We start from the raw sequence: 18,918 nt of genomic DNA, 5'->3' as shown, positions 1-18,918 counted from the left end.
GTCCAGATCACGCTTCGGTAACAGTGGTGGTCCAAACCACTGACTACTCCGGACGGACCTGCCGGATGCGGCCGTCCTGCTCGCCTCGTACCGCCGTCTGGGCCACCCAGGCCGCGATCTGCGCACGGGAATCGAAGTTCAGTTTCCGCAGGATGCGCTGGACGTGCCCCTCGGCGGTGCGGCGGGAGATCACCAGCCGATCGGCGATCTCCCGGTTGGACAGACCGTCGGTGATCAAGACCGCGACCTCGTGCTCTCGGTCGGTGAGTACCGTCCCGACCTGGGCGACGGGAGCTCTCTCCGCCACCTCGGCCTCGTCGAGCGCGAAGGCGACGGCCTCTTCCAAGGTGAACTCGCTCCCGTACCGGGACAGGACCGCGTACCGGCTGTCACCCAGCGCCTCACGGGTCTGCGCCTCACAGTCGCCGTGCGGGGCGCCGAAGTACTTCGAGCCGAACATCGGGTAGCCGACCGAGCGCCAGATCCGCCCCGCGCAGCCGAGCAGGGTCGCCGCGCGCACCCAGTGCCGCAGCGACGACTCGATCCACGCGAGCACCTCGATCGAGAGCACCATGCCGAGCAGGTCGTTGAAAGTACATTTGATCTTCAGGCAGTTGCGCGCGTAACGGGTCGCCAGTTCGAGTTCGCCCCGGTTCAGCGCCACGAGCGCCAGCACGTAGATCGCGTAGGCATAGGCCCATTCCTCGCCATGCGCGGCACCGATCGCGCGCGCCTCCTCGCACAGCGCCGCGGCCTCCTCCAATTCGCCGAGGAATATCGATGCGATCGCCATCTCGATTCCGGCCAGCATCACGTTGCCGTTCATCTCACCCAGCCGCCGATAGCGGCTTCGGGCGTCCTCGAACAGGTCCTTCGCGTAGCCGACGTCGTCACCGACCAGCGCGTTGCAACCCAGGCGGTGGATCGCGTAGGCGAGCGCCGCCTCGTTCCCCACCCTGCCCGCTTCCGTGCGGCACTCACCCAACAAGGTCACCGCGGAGGGGATATCACCCTGCAAGGTTGAGACGTATCCATTGACCCACAAAGCTTTCAAGCGGTCTTCGCCGCCGTCTGGGACGGCTTCGAGCGCGTGGTCGAGCCAGTGCCTCCCCTCGCCCAGCACACCGCAACCCGCCCAGTAGAACCACAGCGTGCCCGCCAGCTTCAACCCGGTCCTGCCTTCGGACGGCGTGGCGAGGCAATAGTCGAGCGCGGCGCGCAGGTTCGCGTGCTCCAGTTTGGTCCGCGCGAAGATCTCCGCCTGCTTCGGTCCGAACCATTCCCGCTCACTCAGCTCTGCCTGCGCGAGGTAGTAGTCCCGATGGCGGCGCAGGACCGCCTCCTCGTCACCCATGCCGCGGAGCTTCGCCCTGCCGAACTGGCGAAGCGGCTCCAGCAGCCGGTACCTCGCCCGATCACCATCGCGCTCGAAGAGCAGGACCGACTTGTCCACCAGCCCGGCCAGCTGCCCGAGCACCGAACGAGCGGGCAGCCCGTCCCCGGCGCAGACGGATTCGGCCGCGGCCAAGCTGAACCCACCCCCGAAGACCGACGCCCGCGCCCAGAGGACCCGCTCGGCGGCGCCGCACAGGTCGTGGCTCCATTCCACCGCCGCCAGCAGTGTCTGGTGCCTGGGCAGTCCGCCGCGTTCCCCCTTGGCGAGCAAGTGGAAGTTGTCCGCCAGCCGGGTCGCCAGCTCGTCGAGGGACAGCGCCCGGATCCGGACCGCGGCCAGCTCGATCGCCAACGGTATCCCCGCGAGCATCCGGCACACGTTCGCGATCGAAGTCTGGTCCTCATCGGTGACGGCGAACCCCGGCTCGACGGCGGCCGCCCGTTCGGCGAACAACGTCATCGCGGGATAGCCACGCCAAGCCCCCGATCGCAGCGGGACCAGCGGGTCGGGCAGCGGTAGCGGCGCGACCTGCCAGAGGTGCTCTCCCGGAATCCCGAGCCGCTCCCTGCTGGTGGCGAGCAACCGGAGCCCCGGCGACACCCTCAGCAGCCGGTCCGCCGACGCCGCACAGACCTCGATCAGATGTTCGCAGTTGTCCAGGATCACCAGGATCCGGCGCTCCCTCAGGTGATCCGCGAGCACGTCCGTCTGGTCGCGGCCCTTGTCGTCGCGGACGCCCAGCGCCTCCAGCACCGTATGAGCCAGCAAGTCCGGGTCGGACAGATCCGCGAGTTCGACGAGCCAGGCACCGTCGGGGAAGGCCCGGCGCAGTTCGGCGGCGGTATGCAGAGCCAGCCTCGTCTTGCCGACACCGCCGACCCCGGTCAAGGTCACCAGCCGGGCCTTGGACAGCAGCCTTTTGACCTCGGCGACGTCCTTCTTTCGCCCCACGAAACTCGTGGTTCCGGCGGGGAGGCTGCCCGGCCGGCCCGCTTCGGCCGCGGTACCCACCCTTGAACCGTACGGACGCCTGTGAACGGCGGTCAACGAGGCCAGGGGCCCCTTCGCTCGGTCAGCCCAATCCGGTTTCAGCTGTCGGGCACCACATAGAGCGTCGACACTTCGCCTCCGTGCATGGCGAGAAGACTGGTCCGGCAGGCGAAGAGCACTTCGCGGTTCGCGACCGTGTCCGGCGGGACACCACAGCCGTCGCAATGGAGTTCGACCGATCCTGGAAAAGTCTCGTCGATTTCGACTTCGACCGTGCGGTCGCAGCGCCGGCACCAGCGGTGCCCGGTGACGACCAGTACGTGCAACGGATCGGAGATGCACTGATGCACCCAGCAGCCGTGCACGTAACAGGTCGTGCGCGCGTGTGCGCTCAGCCCATGCTCCTCCGCCACGTCCTCGGCGGCGAGGATCGCGGCCAACCGCCGGTCGGCGAGCTCGCCGTACCGATCCAGACGGCCGCCCACCCGGGGTGTCGTACGCGCATCCTCAGAGGAGACCAGCCGGAGACGGGCTCGCGAAGGCTGTGAAGCACGTAGCACCATGTGGGTCTCGACCTTTCGGCATCCACTGGAAGTCTTATCAGGTTGCGCTTGTTCCGCCTCGGCGACACCCGTACAACTACCTGTCTTCATACCTGAGTGCACATTGATCTTCGAGATGAAAAGGTCGCGGCGGCGCTCCGGCCGGGTTAGGCTTCGAGCCACGAAATCGGGCTGGGGTTACGTCAGAGGCTAAATGACCATGACAGATCCTGAAGCCACCGCTCGCCGCCACCTCGCACCTGACCGGGTGAGCAACCGCGATGTCGAGGCGCTGGAAAAACAGACGAAGGCACTCCGTGCCGTCGACTACCAATGCGGGGGCGGGATGTGCCGCGACGCCGTCTTGGTCCGGATCCACCGTGGCCATCGGATGCTCGCGATGTCGATCTCGGAACCGTTGCGGCCCAGGCTTTTCTCCGCGGTCGCGGATCTGCACAACCTCGCCGGGTGGACGTGTTTCGACACCGGTCACATCGGCGCCGCGCAGCATCATCTCGATGTCGCGCTGAAGCTCGCCACCGACGGCGAAAACGCCGAATTGATCGCGAACATCCATTACCGACTGGGCCGGATCGATCTGCACTACGGCGTCACGGACGAGGCCCTCACGCAATTCGAGCTGGGCAGGCTCGCCGCGAAGCGTGCCGGTTCGAAGCTGGCCGCGAGCATCCTGAGCGCGAACCAAGGCTGGGCCTACGCCAAGAAAGGCGACGCGAACCTCGCCGTCGGGCTGGTAGACCAAGCAGGCGAGGAATTCGCCGGAAAGGATGACGCCGAGCCACCCGACTGGGCGAGGTTCTTCACCGAAGTCGACGTTTCCGCGATGGCGGGCTCCGTGCACACCGATCTGGCTTTGCGCGAGGGTGGCCGTCATGTCGGACTGGCCATCGCCGCACTCACCGACGCCGTTCGCGGATACGGTCCGGAAATGGCGCGCAGCCGTTCACTGTGCCTGGCCATGCTGGCCACGGGACACGTTCTCGACGGGGACGGCGACCAGGCACTGTCCGTCGGCATCCAAGCGATCGAAAGCGCCGAAACGGTCAAATCGGTCCGCGCGAGAGACCGGATGCGCCCGCTCGAACTGGAAGCCGCCAAACACCCCGATGACGCCGATTGCCGGACTTTGTCCGAGGCGGTGACCTTGTTCGTCACCGGCCGGGATCAAACCTGAAGAACGTCCGTTTGTACGGCCCTTGTATTCCCGCTGCCCATGCTGACCGGACAACCGAATCCGTTCAGGAGGCAGGAATTGTTGACCAAGGTAGCCGTGCTCGCGACAGCGACCGCGCTCTCCTTCGGCGTGGCCGCACCGGCCGGCGCCGAAGTGACCGCGTTGCCCACGGCCAGCATGGAAGCGGTGCTCAAGGCCGCGCAGATCGACCCGCGCCGGGCCGACAGCGCGCTGACCCCTGGTGCCAAGGACAGCGTGCTGCTGGTGGAGCAGGCACTGGCCGCCAAGGGGCTGCTCGACCAGCAGTACGTCGACGGCCACTTCGGCACGTCGACGATCACGGCGTACTCCACCTACCAGAAGTCGCTGGGCTACACCGGGATCGACGCCTCCGGCCTGCCGGGGAAGACGTCGCTCGAAAAGCTGGGCGAGAACCGCTACACCGTCACCGCGGTGGTCTCGGCGGGTAGCCGCCTGACCTACCACGGCAAGACGATGAACACCCGGACCAAGGCGATGCTCGTGAAGGCCGAAGGTCTGCTCGGCAGGCAGCTCACCATCACGCAGGGCTCGTACAACCCCGGCGGCGTCGGTGCTTCGGCCGGGACGCACGACGGTGGCGGCGCGCTCGACATCGGCGTCGAGGGCATGTCCTCGACCACGCGGACCGACGTCGCGCGGAAGCTGCGCCAGGTGGGCTTCGCGGCTTGGATCCGGACTCCGGACCAGGGCTTCGCCTACCACATCCACGCCATCGCACTGTCCGATCCGGATCTGTCGTCCGGCGCGCAGCACCAGGCAGGCGACTACTACCTCGGCTACAACGGGCTCGCCGGCCGCGGCGCCGACGACGGCCCCGCCGTCTCGCCGAAGCTCACTTGGGAGGAGTACCTGCGCTCCTGAACACCTTTTCCGAAGGCCACCTTCTCCGGCGTCGATCGTCGCGAAGGTGGCCTTCGGCCTGTCCGGGAACGCCCGGGTAGGCTTCGGCGCGACGGCAAAACCAGCGGGAAGGGAACATCGCGTGGAGGCTCAACCGGTCGGTCAGTGGCTCGACGAGCTGGCATCGAAGGCCTCGACGCCCGGTGGTGGCGCGGGTGCCGCGATGAACGCCGCGGTCGGTGCCGCCCTGGTCTCCATGGTGTGCAACCTGACCATCGGCAAGCCGAAGTACGCCGAGCACGAGGCCACCATGACCGAGGCTTTGGCCAAGGCCGAAGACCTCCGTGCGCGCGCTCTCGGCCTCGCCGCCGACGACGCCGCCGCGTTCGACGCCGTGGTCGCCGCGTACAAGCTCCCTAAGGCCACCGACGAGGAGAAGCAGGCCCGCACGGCCGCCATCCAGGCCGCGCTGGTCGGCGCCGCCGAGGTGCCGCTGCGCACGGCCGCCCTCGCCGCCGAGGTCATCGACGTCGCCGCCTCGATCCTCGAAGGCGCCAACACCAACGTCATCTCCGACATCGCGGTCGCGGCCTCGTCCGCGAAGTCCGCGCTCGAATCGGGCGTCGTCAACGTCGAGGTCAACCTCGCGTCCATGTCGGACGAGCAGCTCCGCAAGGAGACCGAGGCCCGGCTCACCGAGTACACCCCCGCCGCCGGGCGCGCCGACGCCCTGATCGCCCAGGTTCGCGAAAGGCTCGCCCGATGACCCTGATCGACGGGCGCGCGATCGCCGCCGCCATCACCGCCGAGGTCACCGAGACCGCCGCCAAGCTCCGCGAATCGGGCACCGCCCCGACGCTGGCCGTGCTCGTGCCGACCGACGACGACGCCACCGCCTGGTACGTGCGCTCGATCGAGCGTGCCGCCAAGAAGGTCGGCGTCGACTGCCGAGTGGTCCAGCTCGAGAAGCCGACCGGTGCGGACGTCACCCGCGAACTCGACAAACTGTCCGCGGACCCGTCGGTCCACGGCATCATCTGCCAGACCCCGCTGCCCGAAGGTGTCACGCTCGACGACGTCGGCGCGCACATCGACCCGCGCAAGGACGTCGACGGCGCCAACCCGGTCAGCCTCGGCCGCCTCACCGCCGGCCTCCCGACGTACGCGCCGGCCACCGCCGCCGCGGTGCTGGAGATCCTGAAGCGCGAGCAGGTCGCCCTGTCCGGCGCCCAGGTCGCCGTCGTGGGCCGCTCGACCATCGTCGGCAAACCCGCCGCGCTGCTGCTGCTCGGCGAGCACGCGACGGTGACCGTCTGCCACTCCCGCACCAAGGACCTCGCGGCGGTCACCAAGACCGCGGACGTCCTGGTCGTGGCCGTCGGCCGCGCGCATTTCATCGGCGCGGACCACGTCAAGCCCGGCGCCGTGGTGATCGACGTCGGCACGAACCCGACGCCCGAAGGCGGGCTCGTCGGCGACGTCGACCAGGCCGCGGTCGAGGAGATCGCGGGTTCGATCACCCCGGTGCCCGGCGGCGTCGGCCCCGTCACGACGTCGCTGCTACTGCGGCACACCGTCACCGCCGCGCAGTCCTGAGCCACCGAAAGAGGCGGCGAGTCCACTGAGGACTCGCGCCTCTTTCGCGCGGTAAGGCTTTCGGACTTGAGCGAGCGTGTGATCAGACGCCGAACTCGCGTGATCACAGACGGATCTCGCGTGATTGAAGGCGGAACTCGCGAGTTCCGCCTTCAATCACGCGAGATCGGCGTCTGATCACGCGAGTCGCGCCTCCGACCTGGCCGGCAGAACCTCGTCAGGTCCCGACCACCGTCTCCACCACCTTCCGCACCTGCGCCGTTTCCGGCGCGGGCGCGGTGCGGTCCGCGTAGAGCAGGTGCGTGGCACCGATCAGCGTGGCCGCGAGCGTCTCGACATCGGCGTCCTCGGCGATCCGGCCTCGGTCGCGTTCCGCCTTGAGGTAGCCGCCGATCATGACGGCGGCCTGGGTCAGCACCGGAACCCCGGCAGGCCATTCGCGGCGCAATCGGGCACGAAGCTCGTCACGGAAGATCACGAGCGGCACGATCGCGACCGCGACCGACTCGAACACCGCCGCGAGCGCCGAGGTGAGGTTGTCGACGACCGCCCCGGTGCCGACGGCCTCCCGCAGCCCCGACTCGTCGAGCTTCTCGATCCGGTCCAGCACGAACTCGGCGAGAAAGCCGTCGAAGTCGTCGAAATGCCGGTGCAGCACGCCTTTCGCACAGTCCGCCTCCGTGGTCACCGCACGGCTGGTGAGCCCGCTCGGACCGTCCCGCAACAGGACCCGTTCGGCGGCGTCGAACAACTGCGCGCGGACGGCGCGCAAAGCTATCCCTGTCGGCATTCGGCTCCCTTTGCGTTGACGAGTGGGCAAGTGCCCACTTAAGATGGGCGCATGCCCACTCTACCCTCGGGGCAAGAGCCTCATCGCTATCGACAGGCCGCGGAATCCTTCGGCGTGGACGTCGAGCGCTACGACCGGACCCGCCCCGCCTATCCCCCGGAACTCGTCGACCAGCTCATCGCCGCCGCTCCCGGTCGCGAGACCCTCGATGTCGGCGTCGGCACCGGCATCGAAGCGCGTCAGTTCCAAGCCTCGGGTTGTCATGTGCTCGGCGTCGAGCCGGACGAGAGGATGGCCGAGTTCGCCCGGCGGAGCGGGATCGACGTGGAGGTCGCGAAGTTCGAAGCCTGGGAGCCCGCCGGTCGCCGGTTCGATCTGCTCGTCTCCGGACAGGCCTGGCATTGGGTCGACCCGGTGGCGGGCGCCGTCAAGGCCGCCGAAGTCCTACGGCCCGGCGGGCTCTTCGCCGCGTTCTGGCACGTACCCGAACCGCCGGAAGAGGTCACGGACGCCTTGGCGGACGCTTACCGGCGGCTCGTGCCGGACGCCCCGATCGACCTCAAGAGCGTGCCGAAACAGTCCTCTGACCCGTACGGGCCACTCATCGTGAAAGTCGCCGACGGCCTGCGCGAAGCAGGCGGGTTCGGCGAGCCGGAACGAAGCCGGCACGACTGGGACCGGGTCTACACCCGTGACGAATGGCTGGATCAGCTTCCGACGTTCGGCTCGCTGACCTGGGTCGAATCCACAGCGCGACAAGAGATCCTCGCTGAAGTCGGGGCGGCGATCGACAGGATGGGCGGCCGGTTCACCACGCGTTACGCCACCGTGGCGATCACCGCGGTCCGCGACTGACCAGCCGGTGACGGGAGCCGCGCCGCTCCCGTCACCGGCGTCCGTCAAGGCGTGACGGGGACGTTGGTCAGCCCGTTCACCGCCCTCGACACGGTGTTGGACGCATACACGACGTTCGGCCGGACTGAACACTTCGACGTCGACGTGATCTTGATGGCGTACTGGCCGACGCCGCCGAGGTCGGACTTGTTGTCCCGCCAAACGTTCCCGCAGCCGTTCGGGAACGACGGGGTGGTACTGGGATTGTGCGTCTCGTAGCCGTTCGCGAAGGTTCCCGGCGAGGCGAAGGTGCCGGTGTTCCCCTCGATGACGTATCCGATTCCCTTGACGTCGACCCAGGAATCGGCCGAGTTCTGCCCGGAAACCCCTTGACCGTCGAAGGTGTTGCCCCGGATGACGCCGTCCGCGGTGCCCTCCTTGACGTCGATGCCCTCCGCGGCGACGTACGGTCCGATGTGGTTGTTGAGCACCTGAATCCGGTCGCTTCGGTCGACCCCGCCGGAGTTCCCGTGACAGGCCCAGTTCGAGTTCGCCGAGCCGAGGTAGACACCCTCGCCGTAGCCGGCCTGCACGAGCCCGGTGTGGCTGATCGTCGAGTCACGGATGACACTGTCGGCCGAGGTACGGCGGAAGTGCACGGCCTCCTCGTCGATCCGGTGCACCCGCACCCCTTCGAGCACCGTGTGGTGCGAGTTGTCGGCGACGATCCCCTTCTTCGACTCCTGCACGGTGAAGCCCTTGAGGTGCCAGTACGGCGCGCCGTAGAGCCAGAACCCGTACCCGGAATCCCAGCCCGCCGTCGGAGCCGGGCAGGACGGCGCCTCACCGGACGGGCCGTCGTTGATCAGGACCGCCGTCGACGGTCCGGTCACCGTGATCGGCGCCTCCGCCGTGCCGGGTTTCGTCGCGACGAACGAACCCCGATACGTTCCCGCGGCCAGCCGGATGGTCCGGCCCGGGCTCGCCGAGGCCAGCGCGGCCCGCAGTTCCGCCGCGGTACTCACGTCGACGACGTCCCCGGACGGCACGCTGGTGGTCGTCGGCGGGGTGCTCGTGGTCGTGCTGGTCGGCGACGGCGGAGTGGTGGTCGTGGTCGGCGCTCCTCCCCCGCACGGGCTGCCGTTGACCGTGCACCCGGTCGGCAGGCCCAGCCCCGTGGTGTTGAAACCGAAGGACGCCGTGCCGCCGGGTTTGATCGTGCCGTTGAACGCGGCGTTGGTGACCTTGTAGTGCTGCCCCGTCCTGGTGAGCACCGAGCTCCACGACGTGGTGATCGCGGTGCCCTGGGGGAGATCGAACTCGATCGTCCACTGTGTACTGTTCGCGTCCCCCGCGTTGGCCAGCGTGTACTTCCCACCGTATCCGCTGTCCCAGGCCGAGCTTTGGGCGAACGTCGCGGTCAGGCTCGGCGCGGCGGCCTCGGCCGCGACGACGGCACCGAACAGCCCCGCCGCCGACGCCGTGGCCGCGAGCGCCGCGAGCAGTCGTTTCCTCGTCATTCCGTGCCTCCGCATTTCGTTCCGGCGATCGAGCAGGCGAACGGCAGCCCCTGGCCGGCGGCGTTGAAGCCGAACGTCGCCGTGCCGCCGGGTTTGACGCTCCCGTTGTGGGTGGCGTTCCCGAATCGGTAGTGCTGCCCGGTCCTGGTCAGCACCGAACTCCAGGAACCGGTGATCGTCGTCCCGGCGGGCAGGTCGAACTCGACCGCCCACGAACCCACCGAGGCCGAACACGTGTTACTGATCGTGAAGCCGGCGCCGTAGCCGCTGTCCCACACCGACTTGCGGGTGAAGGTCGCGTTCAGGCAGGCACCCGGGCTCTGGGTCGGCGTCGTCGAGGACGTGGACGTGGTGGGGCTCTGGCTGGTCGGGGAAGACGGCGGTGTCCCGTCGACGGACTTCAGGAACAGCGACGACGCGGCGTCGGTCTTGGACGCGTCGACCCCGTGCCCGCCGGTGTAGTCCCGCTGCTCGTTCTTCGCCCAGTCGGCGATCGGTGTGCCGCCGATGTCGAGGTGCTTGTAGGCGGTGCCGTCCCACCCGAAGGAGTAGACGCGGTGCCGGTCGGCGTAGAAGTCGTTATACGGGCCGTTGTCCGCGAGCTGTTTGGTCATGGCGTTGTTGAAGAACACGTTGCGGTGGCCGGAGGCACCCGACCACTTGACGGCCTTCTTGCCCGCGCCCCACCAGATCGGGAACCAGTTCGAGTCGTCGGGCCCGCCGCCGCCTTCCTCGCCGCAGTTGGCGCGGCAGTTCCCGGACCGGTGCGCATACGGGACCTTGACCGTGTTGAGCTCGAAGAGGTTGTTGCGTTCCCAGCCCCCGTGGAGGTTCAGGTCGGAGTCGAACGAGTTGCCGATCACCACGTTGCCCGCGGCGGACCACTGGAAGGTGAAGTGCCGCAGCAGGGTCGAGGTGTTGCCCGCGTAGAGCGAATCCCAGACCCGGGAGCCACGGAAGTAGCCGTTGCCGCCCTTGCCCTTGTTCCACGAACCGTTGAGCTCGTTGTCGACGATCTGGAGGTTCTTCGCCTCCTCGGTGACGATCGGGTGTGACCCGGTCATGTCCGCGCGGACACCGCGGACCCACGAGTCGGCCGCCCACTTGAACACGATCCCGTGCATCTCCGCGGCGGGCGCCATGTTCCCGTAGTTGTTGTTCGCCTCCGCGGGATTCAGGCCCGGCATTTCCTGGGTGAAGCCGAGGTTCTCGAACCCGACACCGAGCACCGGGTCGACCAGCGGCGCCGCCTTCGAGTCGTAGGTGGCGCCGTCGATCGGGGCCGAACCGTCCGAAGTGGAGTTCACCGGGACGTCGTACTCCAGCGGTTTGTCGAGGGTGATGGTGCGTGCCGTGGTGTCGAGCGCCGCGATCGTGAAGATCTGCTGGCGCATGTGCATGTTCAGCAACGGGAACGTCGTCGGCGTCGCCTGCTGCTGTTCGTAGAACTTCCGCGAGTTGGCCGCCCGGATGTTGACCAGGTTCCCGGCGGCGAGCGAGGTCAGGGCGCCACTGCTCGCCAGGTGGACGACCTTGTCGCCCATGCGCGCGGCGAACGCGGTGTCACCCGGCTTGCCCCGCAGTTTCACCCCGGCCTTCCAGTGGACGTTGATCGTGCCCTCGAAGATGTCCTTGCGGTTCGCGGGAGCAGCGGCGTAGTCGCTCGCGTAGGACGTGTGCACTCCCCTCGACTGGACGCGGAACAACCCGCGACCGGGCCACAACCAGCCACCCTTGCCCGCACCCGAGGTCATCCCGTCCTCGTCCCAGTCGGAACCGTCCGGGGTGAGGGTGTCGTAAAGGGTGTTCGCGTCCGGCTTGTAGACGAACTTCGTGGCGTCCTTGCCCGCGCCGCGCAGGATCAGGTAGTCGGCGTCGACGTGGATCTCGTGTGTGACGTCGAACCGGCCGGCCGGGAAGCTGATCGTGCTCAGCTTCGTGTGACTCCCGGACGGCGAGCACGCGCTCTTGATCCCGTCGATCGCCGCCTGGATCCCGTTCGTGTCGTCGGCGCCGTCGTCGGGCTTGACGTTGTATTGGCTCGCCAGTTCGGCCGCGGTGACCTGACAGGTGGCGTTCGGATTCACCGCACCGGAGCCGGGTAGCGCGGCACCACCGCGATACCCGGCTTTCGACCAGTCGTAGAGGCCGGCGACCGGCGCGCGGCGATTGGCCGCGCCGAGGTCGAGACCGGCCAGTGCGCCTGGTCCCGGCGCCGCGTCCGCCGCTGAGGGCGGTACCTGCAGGAGTGCGACGGTGGCGACCACGGCGGCGACCGCCGGTAGGACGGCACGACGAAGAGGACTTTTTCGGGACACCCGAAACCTCCGTGACGGACTGACGGAAGGTGTTGCGGCGTGTACACCCGGACCCCGCCTTTATAGTTCACGTCCCTGGCGTCCGTCAACGGATGTGAATCACGTCCATGTATGTGAACGATTGAACGTCGAGATATGGGTGTAGAAGGCCTCAAGATAGCGGCGGAGGAACGCCTCGGTCCCCTCGTCCGTCACCTTGCCGTTGTCCGTGATCAGCCCGTCGGTGTACCTGATGTAGGCCTCAGGCTGGCCCAGCACCGGGGAGTTGGTGAAGGACAGGATGCTCTTCAGATGGTGCTGAGCCACCGCTGTGGAGATCAGTCCCGGCGACGCGCCGATCACCGCGGCGGGTTTCCCGTCGAGAGAGTTCGACCCCCACGGCCGGGTCGCCCAGTCGATCGCGTTCTTGAGCGCCCCCGGGATCGAGCGGTTGTACTCCGGCGTGACGAACAGGAGCGCGTCAGATCCCTCGATCGCCCGCTTCAGCTCCCGGGCCGCCGACGGGAAGTCCGGGTCGAGGTCGTGGTCGTACAGCGGCAGGTCGCGGATCGGGATCTCGGTGAACCGCATGTCTTGTGGCGCCAGCCCGGCGAGCGCTCCCGCCAGCCGCCGGTTGATCGAATCGCGCGACAGACTGCCGACCACATAGCCGACTTCGTAGGTCATGCTCATTGCCTTTCTCGTTGTCGAACCGAATCAGAGGAAGCGGGCCCGGCGCCGCACCGGGCCGCCCAGGGCCGCGGCACCGAAGGCCGCGGCCAGACCCACCAGACCGACGCCGCCCCAAAGCGCGCCAGGCCCGAACGGCAGCAGGAAGGAGCCGAGTACCGGCGCGAGAACAGCGCCCACCGACCAGCTCATCCCCGAAAGCCCCGCGTACGTGCCCTGCAACGCGGGCGGCGACAGGAGGGACACGATGGTCGGGATCGAGCCCGCGACCGCGATCTCCCCCACCGTCCAGATCACCACCGTGAACGCGAGCCCTTCCGCGTCGTGCACGAAGGCGGTCAGAGCGAACCCCGTGGCCACGACCGCCGTCCCGGCAGCCAGGACCCGGTTGGGATCGAGCCGCGAGAGCCGCTTTCCGACCAAGGGCTGCACGGCGACGATCAGGAGGCCGTTGAGCGCCATGACCAGTCCGAAGTGGACACCGGTGATCCCCTGCCCGGCCATGGCGAGCGGAAGGGTCGTGAACGCCTGGGCGTACATGGCGCCGTAGGCGGTCACCACGACACTGAAGGCGAGCATCAACGGGTCCCGGAGTACCAGGCGCCAAGCGCCACCTCCCGCCACCGCGGCGGGCCTGGATTCCGGCACCGCCCGCCACACGAGCACCGCGAAGGCGAGGGCGACGGCGGCGTTGACGCCGAACATCGCCGTCGCACCGCGGTCGGCGAACCAGCCGCCCGCCACCATCGCGACGGCGTAACCGAGGTTCACGCCCCAGAAGAGCAGGCCGTACGCCCGCGGCCGGACCGAGGGCGGGACCAGGTCGGCCACCATGGCCTGTGACGCGGGACGGTAGGACTCGATGGTCAGCCCGAGCAGGAACGCCGTGAGCGCCACGAGCTCGAACCCGGTCGCCGCGCCCATCAGGACCATCGACGCCGAGGTCGCCAGCATGCCGCCGGTCAAGGTGACGCGGCGGCCGAAGCGATCGGCGAGCCGGCCCGCCACCACGTGCGAGAGCACCGATCCGACCCCGAACACGGACATCACGGCGCCGGTCTCGCCGATCCCGAAGCCCTGTACGCGGGTCAGGTAGACGGACAGGAACGGCTGCACCATCGCACCGGCGCGGTTGACGAGGACGCCCAGCCACAACATCCAAAACGGACGCGGCAGCGACAGCGGCCCAGTGGCCGGAGAGGTGAGGGTGATCATGCGGTCCATCGTTGACCGGAGGTCCCGGAGCCGATAAACGTTTCAGTCGTGCCTGAATCCTCGTGGGCGGAGTTCGACTTCACCTCCAGCGACCTCGCCCGGCTGCGCTTCGCGTTCTCCCCCGCTTCCGAGGCGATCGCCAGCCTGCGGTTGCTCCAGGACCCCGGACGGCACGCGGTACACCTGCCCTGGATCCGCGCCGTCCGGCCACTGCTGCGCGAACTGGATCTGCGTCTGCTCTTCGCGCTGGTCCCGCTCGGCGCCTACTTCGCGGACTTCCTGACCCCGCCACCGGCCAGCCCGGTCCCCGACATCGACGCCGAGCTCGACCAGATCACTCGTGCCGATCTCGGCGAAGCCGTCGCGGAGGCCTCCCGGGTTCCCGCCGCCGCGAGCGACGTCGTGCGGCGGTTCCTCGACGACCCCGCCGCCGGGGTCGCGCGGGCGGCCGAGGAACTCCGGCTCTACTGGGACACGGCGCTGACCAGGTACTGGCCGCAGATCCGGGGCCTGTTCGAAGCGGAGATCCTCCGCCGCTCGCGCCAGCTGGCCCGAGACGGGGCGGGGGCGCTGTTCAACGATCTGCATCCCAACATCTCATGGAACGACGGGCGGCTGAAGGTGCGCACCCGCGCGTGGAAACGCAGCGGGCCGCTCGGCGGAGACGGCCTGATCTTGATCCCCAGTGTCTTCCACTGGCCCGACACCGCGGTGATGGCCGAGCCGTACCAGCCGAGCCTCGTCTACCCCGCGCCGGGCGTCGCCACCGTGTGGGCGCGCGACATCATCCCGACCACCGGCGCCCTCGACGCCTTGATCGGACGGACCCGTGCCCGCGTCCTCGTCGCCCTGTCCGAGAGCGTGACGACGACCGCGCTGGGACGCCGGCTGTCGATGGCGCCCGGCGCGGTCAGTCAGCATCTGAAGGTCTTGCACGACAACGGCCTGATCACCCGGCATCGGACCGGACGGGAGGTTTTCTACGCGCGCTCGGCACTCGGTGACACCTTGTGTGCCAACGGGTAGGCCGGTCAGTGCTCTCCGGAGCGGAAACGGTCGAGTACGCGGCGTTCCCGTTTGGTCGGACGCCCCGCGCCCCGCTCCCGCCGCGCGACCGGTACGGCCGCCTCGGGCGGCGGCGCCGGCGTCCGGTCGATGAAACAGGTCGCCGCGTCGGCGGCACCGACCCGCTTCTGGATCACCCGCGTCACTTCCAAGATCCGCGTCGTGTCGTGAACCCGCGCACGGACCTCGTCACCCGCCACGACGGTGGTCGCGGGTTTGGCCGGTTTGCCGTTCACGCGGACATGGCCGCCACGGCACGCCGCTGCGGCGTCCGGACGCGTCTTGGTCAGCCGGACGGCCCACAGCCAGCGATCAACTCGAGTGGACTCCACAGCAGTACATAGTGGCCTATCGGCCGTCTTTATTGCCACTCGGTATAGACGCAGGTATAACTTGTTCTAAATCCCTCAACGGTGAGGAAGATCACGTGAGCGACGAAACCATACGGAGAAGCGCTTCTGGACAGTTATCCCGTCGCCTCTTTATTGCTGGAACTGGTTCTATCTTGGGGGTCGCTGCCCTCGGCGGGACCGCTTCCGCGAAAAGCTCGATCGCAGACGCCGCCCGAATCCCGGCGCTCGTCATCGGTTCCGGATACGGCGGCTGTGTCGCCGCGCTCCGGCTCGCCGAAGCCGGCGTCGACGTCCACCTCGTCGAACTCGGCATGGCATGGGACACCCCGGGCACGGACGGCAAGATCTTCGCCAACACCACCAAGCCCGACTATCGCTCCTTCTGGCTGCGGACGAGGACCAAGCAGCCGTTGAGCAACTTCCTCGGCTTCCCGCTCGACAAGGACGTCCCGCGCCACATCGGGATCCTCGACGCCGAAGAATTCGGTGGCATCACCGTCTACCAGGGCCGCGGCGTCGGCGGCGGCTCACTGGTGAACGGCGGGATGGCCGTCACGCCGAAACGCGAGAACTTCGGGTCGGTCCTGCCCACGGTCAACGCGGACGAGATGTACGGCGTCTACTACCCGCGCGCCAACGCGGGTCTCGGCGTCGCCACCATCGACCCGGACTGGTTCGAGACCGCCGAGTGCTACCAGTACGCGCGGGTCGGCCGGAAACACGCGCAGCGGTCCGGTTTCCCGTTCCTGTTCGTCCCGGACGTGTACGACTGGGACTACATGAAGAAGGAACAGGCGGGCACCGTGCCGAGGTCCGCGCTGGCCGGGGAGATCCTCTACGGCAACAACGCGGGCAAGAAGTCGTTGCAGCAGACCTATCTCCCGCGGATCAAGGCCACCGGGCGGGTGACCGTCTCGGCGCTGCATCGCGTCACGTCGGTCACGCCCGCGTCCGGTGGCGGATACACCGTGGCGATGGAGCAGCTCGACACCGGAGGCACGGTGACGGCGACGAAGGCGGTCACCGCGGACAAGGTGTTCTTCGCGGCCGGAAGCGTCGGCACGAGCAAGCTGCTGGTCAAGCTCAGGGCGACCGGCGCGCTGCCCAACCTCAGCGAGGAGGTCGGAAAAGGCTGGGGCGACAACGGGAACGTCATGTGCGGCCGAGCGAACCACATGTGGGACGCCACCGGGGCACTGCAATCGTCCATCCCCACCGCGGGTATCGACAACTGGACGGCGGGCGGCGCGTTCGCCGAGGTCGCCCCGCTGCCGACCGGCATCGAGACCTACGCCTCGTTCTACCTGTCGATCACCAAGAACCCCAACCGCGCGACGTTCTCCTGGAACCCGAGCGCGAACAAGGTCGATCTGAACTGGCAGACCGCCTGGAAACAGCCGTCGATCGAGATGGCGAAGACGATCTTCGACAAGATCAACGCGAAGGAGGGCACGATCTACCGGACCGACCTCTTCGGCGCGTACAAGATCTGGGGCGACCATCTCACCTACCACCCGCTCGGCGGCGCGGTGCTCGGCAAGGCGACCGACAATTACGGCAGGCTCCACGGATATCCGGGCCTTTACGTGATCGACGGTGCGTTGATTCCGGGTAATACCTCGGTGAACCCGTTCGTCACCATTACCGCGCTGGCGGAAAGGAACATCGAAAAGATCGTCGCCACCGATCTGTGACGACGATCTGAAATAGGCCGGGGCCGCCACCCCGGCCTATTCTTTGGACAACACCGTCATAGCTTCGGAAGAACGCAGACGGTGTCGATTCCCAAAACGTGGTTCAGCCGCCCGAAGGCGAGCCACGAACCGATGCTCATACTCAGTTCGACGATCTCCTTCTGGCTGTAGTGCTCGGCCATCCGCTTCCAGAATTCGTCGTCGATGCCGTGGTGGTCGAGCGCGTAGCGTTCGGCGTACTCGGCGGCCAGCCGGGTCCGCTCGTCGAACGCGCCGGTGGTGCGCCACTCGGTCACCGCGTCGGCGAACTCCTCCTCGACCTTCACCCCGTCGCGTTCAGTCCGCCAGTCCAGGCAGAAGACGCAGCCGTTGATCTGCGCGATCCGCAGCCTGGCCGCCTCGAACTCGCGCAACCCCAGCGTGGTGTGCGAGTACACCGCGAGCGAGAGATTCGAGGCCGCGACCCCGATCCCGGGCACCATCTCGCCCCATACGTAGCCGATCGGGTCCTTGCCCTCGGGAATGTCGATGTTCATCGCGCGCTCCTTCCGAGCTTGCCGGTGGCCGGTCGCAACGGGACGTCGAGTGCGTCGTAGAGGCCCGGTTCGGCGTCCACGAGCCAGTCGATGGCGCCGACCAGCCTGCCGACGGCGGTCGCGTTGCCGCCGGCGGACCGGTTCTCGCCCTCGTCGGTGGCCTCGACCGAGACTTCGATCCTGGGACGGCCTTCGATGATCACCTTGTGCGCCCCGTCACCGCTGGGCGGCATGGGCCAGTCAGGCGCGCACGAGGCGTGGATCCGGGTGACGTGCTCGATGACGATGCGGGGTTCACCGTCCACGATCCCCTGCACTTCGAACCGGACAGCACCCTGCGTACCCGCTTCGAACTCGCCCATCGCCCGCGTGGTCACGGTTTCCTCCAGCGGGCGGCGATCGAGCGTCTCGCGGATCTCGTCCAGGTCGACGCCGAGACCGCGGGCGATGAGCCGAACCTGCCCGCCCCACACCATCGTGGGTACCGACGGGGCCAGCATCGGCGGCTGGTAGTCCATCGGCTGCCCCATCCCGACCAGATAGCGGACGGAATCCGGCTGGTCGTAGGTGGAGTAGTCGAAGATCTCCTGGCAGCGGACCGCGTCCACGGTGGTGCCGAGCCCGCTGATCAGCAACGGCAGGATGTCGTTGCCCCATCCGGGATCCACCCCGGAGACGAACAGCGAACCACCGCCGTCCGCGATCGCCGCGAGCACCGACTCACGCAGTTCCTCCGGCGCGTTGCGCTGGTCGTACAGCGCGTAGAGCGCAGGGGTCACCACCACCGCCCCGGCCCGGACCGCGCGGACTATGTCGGCCAGCGCTTCCGCCGGCCGGATGTCACCGGACGCCGCGTACACCACCGCCCGTGGCCCCGCCGCCAAAACCGCTTCGACGTCATCGGTCGCCGCCACACCCAGTTCGCCGTCGATCCCGGCGAGCGCGGCCGCGTCACGGCCGGCCTTCGCGGGATCGTGCACGAGCACTCCGGTGAGTTCCAGCGCCGGATGCGCGTCGACGGCCCGGATGGAGGCACGGCCGATGTTGCCCGTACCCCAGACAACCGTGGGAATCATGAAGTCGAGGTTAACCGAATCGAAGTTCGGTTCCCAGTACCGAAACAATCACGAAAACCGCAGGTCAGAGTGCATTACTCGGGTTCATTCGACGGGGCAACGAAAGCGTTCCGGTACGCGGAACGAACGCCGTTTTCTCCGGTGACCGGCAATAACCGTTGGACCGGTCGGACGGTGTCTGTGTAGTGTGCGCTCTCGTGACGAGCCCCGAGTCGGACAGAACACCGCCGCCGGTCATCCGGCGGCG

General features: G+C 68.1%; 17 protein-coding genes. 7 read left to right on the top strand and 10 right to left on the bottom strand.

The window, feature by feature from the left end; genetic code table 11:
* Positions 1-43: 43 nt before the first annotated feature.
* Positions 44-2,407 carry an ATP-binding protein gene (locus ACIBTM_RS25900; protein WP_395879711.1) on the bottom strand — a complete coding sequence of 788 codons (2,364 nt, stop codon included), beginning with the start codon at positions 2,405-2,407 and terminating at the stop codon, positions 44-46.
* A 77-nt stretch (positions 2,408-2,484) separates the two neighbouring features.
* The gene (locus ACIBTM_RS25895; protein ID WP_395879710.1) at positions 2,485-2,871 is read right to left on the bottom strand and encodes a hypothetical protein; all 387 of its coding nucleotides are present in this window, start codon (positions 2,869-2,871) and stop codon (positions 2,485-2,487) included.
* Between the two features lie 277 nt (positions 2,872-3,148).
* Here ACIBTM_RS25895 and ACIBTM_RS25890 point away from each other — a divergent pair, with 277 nt between their 5' ends.
* The 4 genes from ACIBTM_RS25890 (at position 3,149) to ACIBTM_RS25875 (ending at position 6,601) form a co-directional block, all read left to right on the top strand.
* Positions 3,149-4,123 (top strand): hypothetical protein, encoded by a 975-nt coding sequence (locus tag ACIBTM_RS25890; RefSeq protein WP_395879709.1) that lies wholly within the window; start codon positions 3,149-3,151, stop codon positions 4,121-4,123.
* Between the two features lie 78 nt (positions 4,124-4,201).
* Positions 4,202-5,026, top strand: a complete 825-nt coding sequence (locus ACIBTM_RS25885) for a peptidoglycan-binding protein (RefSeq protein WP_395879708.1) — start codon at positions 4,202-4,204, stop codon at positions 5,024-5,026.
* A gap of 121 nt (positions 5,027-5,147) precedes the next feature.
* Positions 5,148-5,771 (top strand): cyclodeaminase/cyclohydrolase family protein, encoded by a 624-nt coding sequence (locus ACIBTM_RS25880; RefSeq protein ID WP_037338332.1) that lies wholly within the window; start codon positions 5,148-5,150, stop codon positions 5,769-5,771.
* Positions 5,768-6,601: a bifunctional 5,10-methylenetetrahydrofolate dehydrogenase/5,10-methenyltetrahydrofolate cyclohydrolase gene (locus ACIBTM_RS25875; protein WP_395879705.1), complete on the top strand. Its 834-nt coding sequence runs from the start codon at positions 5,768-5,770 to the stop codon at positions 6,599-6,601. The genes ACIBTM_RS25880 and ACIBTM_RS25875 overlap by 4 nt, the downstream gene beginning before the upstream one ends.
* A gap of 217 nt (positions 6,602-6,818) precedes the next feature.
* On the opposite strand, the gene ACIBTM_RS25870 is transcribed toward ACIBTM_RS25875, so the two are convergent.
* The gene (locus ACIBTM_RS25870; protein ID WP_395879704.1) at positions 6,819-7,391 is read right to left on the bottom strand and encodes a TetR/AcrR family transcriptional regulator; all 573 of its coding nucleotides are present in this window, start codon (positions 7,389-7,391) and stop codon (positions 6,819-6,821) included.
* Positions 7,392-7,505: 114 nt separating this feature from the next.
* On the opposite strand from ACIBTM_RS25870, the gene ACIBTM_RS25865 reads away from it, so the two are divergent.
* The gene (locus ACIBTM_RS25865) at positions 7,506-8,246 is read left to right on the top strand and encodes a class I SAM-dependent methyltransferase (RefSeq protein WP_395879939.1); all 741 of its coding nucleotides are present in this window, start codon (positions 7,506-7,508) and stop codon (positions 8,244-8,246) included.
* Between the two features lie 44 nt (positions 8,247-8,290).
* Here the strand turns inward: ACIBTM_RS25865 and ACIBTM_RS25860 are convergent, their stop codons facing one another.
* From ACIBTM_RS25860 to ACIBTM_RS25845, 4 genes are all read right to left on the bottom strand, one after another.
* Entirely contained in the window at positions 8,291-9,745 is a 1,455-nt protein-coding gene (locus tag ACIBTM_RS25860; protein WP_395879703.1) for a cellulose binding domain-containing protein, read from the bottom strand.
* Positions 9,742-12,063, bottom strand: coding sequence for a cellulose binding domain-containing protein (locus ACIBTM_RS25855; protein ID WP_395879702.1), 2,322 nt, complete (start codon positions 12,061-12,063; stop codon positions 9,742-9,744). The genes ACIBTM_RS25860 and ACIBTM_RS25855 overlap by 4 nt, the downstream gene beginning before the upstream one ends.
* 99 nt (positions 12,064-12,162) lie before the next feature.
* The gene (locus ACIBTM_RS25850) at positions 12,163-12,735 is read right to left on the bottom strand and encodes an NADPH-dependent FMN reductase (RefSeq protein ID WP_395879701.1); all 573 of its coding nucleotides are present in this window, start codon (positions 12,733-12,735) and stop codon (positions 12,163-12,165) included.
* 24 nt (positions 12,736-12,759) lie between these two features.
* Complete coding sequence (locus ACIBTM_RS25845; protein WP_395879700.1) at positions 12,760-13,947, bottom strand: MFS transporter; 1,188 nt, start codon at positions 13,945-13,947, stop codon at positions 12,760-12,762.
* 48 nt (positions 13,948-13,995) lie between these two features.
* Between ACIBTM_RS25845 and ACIBTM_RS25840 the strand changes: the two genes are divergently transcribed.
* The gene (locus tag ACIBTM_RS25840; RefSeq protein ID WP_395879699.1) at positions 13,996-14,973 is read left to right on the top strand and encodes a DUF5937 family protein; all 978 of its coding nucleotides are present in this window, start codon (positions 13,996-13,998) and stop codon (positions 14,971-14,973) included.
* Positions 14,974-14,978: 5 nt separating this feature from the next.
* Here ACIBTM_RS25840 and ACIBTM_RS25835 read toward each other — a convergent pair whose 3' ends face one another.
* Positions 14,979-15,344: an RNA-binding S4 domain-containing protein gene (locus ACIBTM_RS25835; protein WP_073843358.1), complete on the bottom strand. Its 366-nt coding sequence runs from the start codon at positions 15,342-15,344 to the stop codon at positions 14,979-14,981.
* Between the two features lie 173 nt (positions 15,345-15,517).
* On the opposite strand from ACIBTM_RS25835, the gene ACIBTM_RS25830 reads away from it, so the two are divergent.
* On the top strand, positions 15,518-17,059 hold the full coding sequence (locus tag ACIBTM_RS25830) for a GMC oxidoreductase (RefSeq protein ID WP_395879698.1): 1,542 nt from the start codon (positions 15,518-15,520) through the stop codon (positions 17,057-17,059).
* A 56-nt stretch (positions 17,060-17,115) separates the two neighbouring features.
* Here ACIBTM_RS25830 and ACIBTM_RS25825 read toward each other — a convergent pair whose 3' ends face one another.
* Together ACIBTM_RS25825 and ACIBTM_RS25820 are read right to left on the bottom strand one after the other, a co-directional pair.
* Positions 17,116-17,595, bottom strand: coding sequence for a carboxymuconolactone decarboxylase family protein (locus tag ACIBTM_RS25825; RefSeq protein ID WP_395879697.1), 480 nt, complete (start codon positions 17,593-17,595; stop codon positions 17,116-17,118).
* Complete coding sequence (locus tag ACIBTM_RS25820) at positions 17,592-18,671, bottom strand: dihydrodipicolinate reductase (protein WP_395879696.1); 1,080 nt, start codon at positions 18,669-18,671, stop codon at positions 17,592-17,594. The genes ACIBTM_RS25825 and ACIBTM_RS25820 overlap by 4 nt, the downstream gene beginning before the upstream one ends.
* Between the last annotated feature and the right edge of the window lie 247 nt (positions 18,672-18,918).

Origin of the sequence: Amycolatopsis sp. NPDC049868, from assembly GCF_044461365.1 — a bacterium.
GTDB lineage: Bacteria > Actinomycetota > Actinomycetes > Mycobacteriales > Pseudonocardiaceae > Amycolatopsis.
This window is presented reverse-complemented; position numbering and strand designations above follow the sequence as displayed.

Coding starts and splice junctions, on each gene's coding strand:
- ACIBTM_RS25870 (WP_395879704.1), bottom strand. CDS start 7,391: ATGCCGACAGGGATAGCTTTGCGCGCCGTCCGCGCGCAGTTGTTCGAC.
- ACIBTM_RS25845 (WP_395879700.1), bottom strand. CDS start 13,947: ATGATCACCCTCACCTCTCCGGCCACTGGGCCGCTGTCGCTGCCGCGT.
- ACIBTM_RS25860 (WP_395879703.1), bottom strand. CDS start 9,745: ATGACGAGGAAACGACTGCTCGCGGCGCTCGCGGCCACGGCGTCGGCG.
- ACIBTM_RS25820 (WP_395879696.1), bottom strand. CDS start 18,671: ATGATTCCCACGGTTGTCTGGGGTACGGGCAACATCGGCCGTGCCTCC.
- ACIBTM_RS25850 (WP_395879701.1), bottom strand. CDS start 12,735: ATGAGCATGACCTACGAAGTCGGCTATGTGGTCGGCAGTCTGTCGCGC.
- ACIBTM_RS25875 (WP_395879705.1), top strand. CDS start 5,768: ATGACCCTGATCGACGGGCGCGCGATCGCCGCCGCCATCACCGCCGAG.
- ACIBTM_RS25825 (WP_395879697.1), bottom strand. CDS start 17,595: ATGAACATCGACATTCCCGAGGGCAAGGACCCGATCGGCTACGTATGG.
- ACIBTM_RS25890 (WP_395879709.1), top strand. CDS start 3,149: ATGACAGATCCTGAAGCCACCGCTCGCCGCCACCTCGCACCTGACCGG.